Source organism: Mesorhizobium sp. M7A.F.Ca.CA.001.08.2.1 (assembly GCF_003998455.1).
GTDB classification, from domain to species: domain Bacteria; phylum Pseudomonadota; class Alphaproteobacteria; order Rhizobiales; family Rhizobiaceae; genus Mesorhizobium; species Mesorhizobium ciceri.
On record NZ_RZPW01000664.1, the window covers coordinates 1 to 3,517 of the forward strand.

Annotated in this window: 3 protein-coding genes; all 3 read right to left on the minus strand. The window is 62.8% G+C overall.

The window, feature by feature from the left end; all coding sequences use genetic code 11:
• Positions 1–799 (minus strand): energy transducer TonB (locus EN914_RS28590; protein WP_206527259.1); only part of this gene is annotated, 799 nt, incomplete at its 3' end.
• 91 nt (positions 800–890) lie between these two features.
• On the minus strand, positions 891–1,334 hold the full coding sequence (locus tag EN914_RS28595; protein ID WP_013531238.1) for a hypothetical protein: 444 nt from the start codon (positions 1,332–1,334) through the stop codon (positions 891–893).
• A gap of 5 nt (positions 1,335–1,339) precedes the next feature.
• Positions 1,340–3,517: TonB-dependent hemoglobin/transferrin/lactoferrin family receptor (locus EN914_RS28600; protein WP_245497859.1), on the minus strand; the 2,178-nt coding region annotated here is incomplete at its 5' end.

Here is a 3,517-nt window from a genome sequence, read left to right on the forward strand (position 1 = left end):
GCGGCAGAGTGCGATTGACGCTGCCGAGCTTTCTAAAGACATCGCCGCGGTAGTTATCTTCCGCGGCAGTGCCTGCCTCGTTTTGCCTTTTGCCCTTGCTGGCCGCTTGCGCCGACAGGTCCTGGCCATCCGCCGTGCCGCGCTTCTCATCCGCCGTCTTTGACTGGGCAGCTGCCGGACTGGGCCTCGCGCTGGGGATCGGCGGCTGTTCTGGAACGGCGACAGGCGTCTCGGTGCTCCTGGGCTGAACGGTCGGCTGTGCCGGCGCTTCGGTCTTGGGAGCCACGCTCTGATCATCGGGGCGAGGGGCGCCGGCCACCAGTATGTCCGGGGTGACCGCCTGCGGTTTGACAGCTTCCGGCAAAGACTTGAGCGGCGGCTTTGCCGCTTCCGCGGCAGGTTGGGAGGCCTCCGTTGGCTGCGACGGCTTGGGCGGTGTTGCCGGCTGTGGTTTGGCCGGTTGCGGGCTGGGCACCAGTGCAACGTTTATTGCCGTCGGGTCCTTGTCCAGCGCGCTGCCGACCACGTTGGTGCCCGACTGATCACTGCCTTCCGGCTGCTCGGCATTCTGGGAACTCGAAATCCCCGAAGGCGAGATCAGAAAAGCCGCCGCCACGGCGGCGTGGAGCGCGCAGGAGACGACGATCGCCGCCGTCCATTTGCGGTTCCAGGTCGACGGCCGCGGCAGCGCGAGCGGCTCGGTTGGCTCTATCGCCAGCTCGGCGCCGGCTTCGGGGAGGGGGCTGATATCCTGCATGTCTCGCCGCGAGACCTGCAGCGATAAGAGCAGAATTGTCAAATCAAGATCGTTCGCTCGCAGCGGCAGTCGGCAGTGGCCGGCAGCTGGCCACGCCGCTTTGTTTTGCAGGAATGCGGGATGCAGTCCCACCTCAGACGCCGAAGGCGATACCGGTCTTGGTGTCTGTCTTCAGCTTTCGCATGCAGGCGTTCGGTTCGACGCCGGTACCGGTGCATTCGGTCGCGCTGTTGATCAGCACGCGGCTGACTTTCGAGCACTCGGTGCCGGCCAGATCGAAACGCGTCACCTTGGTCTTGCCGGCCGGCAATTCCTTGAAATCGAGCACGGTCAGCCGGTCGACGACGCCTGCCTCGTTGAACAAGGCGATCTCGAAGGCAGCCTTGGACAGGTCGGCGCCGAGATTGTTGTTGACCACGAACGTCAGGCGGCAACCCTTGTCGGAAGGTTGCGCACCATTGAGTTCCAGGGTGAGCGCGGGGACCGGCGCGGACTCTTGCGCCCACGCCGAAACCATCGCAAGCGACATCGCCAGCATCGAGGTCAGCAGACGAAGGGGTGTCGTCAAGCTCGTCATGGCAATCAGCCTCCAAACCGCATCGTTGCCGCCAGCTTCAGCGTTATGCCGGGCTCGTAGGCCGCGAAAACCGGCTGCGGCGGCTGGCCGGCCGTGGTCAGGTTGAGCGGGTTGGCGTATTTGACATCGAACAGATTGTCGGCGCGGAAATCAATCTTCAAATTGTCCGTCGCCTGGTAGCTGGCAAAGGCATTGACCAGCGTGTAGTCCTCGGCGATCGGATTGCCCTTGGGCTTGCCATTGTATTGCACTTCGCCGCCGACGGTTAGCTTGTCCTCGAGGAAGCGCAAGCCGAGCTGCGCGGTGACCTGGGATGATGGGATCGTGGCGAGATCCGCTTCCACACCCTTGTAGGAAATGGTGTGACCATTGGTGATTGAAGCCGAGAGCCCGGCATAGCCCCATCCGGCATCATAGACGCCCTCCAGTTCGAAGCCGTCGATCTTGGCCTTGGCAAAATTCTGGTACTGGAAGCATATCGGGATACCGGGTCCGCTCGGGCAACCGGCTGTCGGGTCAAACCGCGACAGGGTAACGCCATCGATGTAATCTTCGACATCATTGTTGAAATACGCTGCCTTGATGCGCAGCGCATCGCCGGCTTCGAGGATGTCGTTCTGCTTGTAGTTGACGCCGAACTCGGTCGTCTTGCCGGTTTCCGGCCGCAGATTGGGATTGGGCAGGAACGGAAAGCTGACGCCTGCCGGATGATTGCCGCTGATCAGCGTCTCGGTGATCGATGGCGAGCGATAGCCCTCGGCATAGGTGCCATAAAACTGAAGGCCGGCAAGGCCTGCGGATTCGAACGGGGAGACGCCGACGGTGATGCGCGGCGATACCCTGTCGCCGGAAATGTCGTGGGTGTCATCCTTGAGGCTGTAGTTGTCGTAACGCAGCCCGGCGATGACTTCGAGCCACTCCCAGGTGAGCTTGTCCTGGACATAGGCGCCCGAAACGTTGCGCTTGCCCGAAGGCGTGTAGAAACTGTCGCCACCAGCCGCGCCGCCTGTCTTGACATTATCGCCGGCCCAGTCGCCGCCATAGGTCAGCTCGTGCGCGATCCCACTCGTCTCGAACCGGGACGTGTTCCAGATGTCGATGCCGGTGGTGCCGACGTCGAATGTCGACTGCGATCCCGCCGGCAAGACAACGGGAAGGCCGGTGACCGGATCAAAGCGGTTTTGCGGGACAAGGCTGGTCAGATCGAGGTTGGTCTTGTTGTAGGAGGTGTTGATGTGGAGATCGAGCCAGCTCTTGTCCTCATCCGTGATGTTGTAGCGCGCCGTGAAGGTGTTCGACTTCAGGTCGGCGTCATTGACCGGCGCACCGCCGCTGATCTCGTTCCAGCCATCGCTTGAGCCGACCCAGCCGAGCTTCAGTTCGCTGTTGTCGGTCGGGCGTATGCTGGTCTTGAGCAGTCCGCTCAGCACGTCGAAGCCGGTGCCCTTGACGGTGTCGCCGCCGCCATCCTTATAGTTGTCATAGTCGCGGTAGACGATGTTGCCCAGCACGTCCCAATCCTCGTTAATGCGGTAGGCGCCGGATGCACTTGTGGTCCAGCCCTTGCCGTTGCTCTCATAGCGTCCCGTGACGGAACCGGCCCATGTCTCGTCAGGCTTGAGGAAATCCTCGGCATCCTTGGTGTCGAAGAAGACGACGCCGCCGATGGCGCCCGAGCCGTAGGTGTTGGCTACAGGACCACGGATAACATCCACGGATTTGACGAGTTCGGGGTCGATGTAGAAGGTCGACTGCGTGCCGTGGTCGGAGCGCTGGAAATTCTGTCGTGCGCCGTCGACGATGACTGCGACGCGACCGAAATCCTGCAGGCCGCGGATGTTGATGCTGGTGCTGACGCGCCTGGCGTCGGCCTGCGCCGCGACACCGGGCACGCCGAGCAGCATCTCATTGGGCGTCGTCGCCATGCGGCGGTCGAGCTGTTCCTGGCCGATATGGCTGGCCGATGCCAGCGATTCGATCGCCGTCTCGCCGGTGCGGCTGATGACGAGGATCTTGTCGAGCAGCGTTGCTCCCGCTGGTGCTGCCTTTTCCTCTTCAGCCTTCTTCGTTTGATCTGTCGGCTGCGCCGCCTGCTGGGCGTTGGCCAGTTGCGCCGATAAGGCAATCGCCGCCACACTTGCCAGCAATGCCGCCGCGCCGTTCGCCGCCGACCGGCCGCGCCA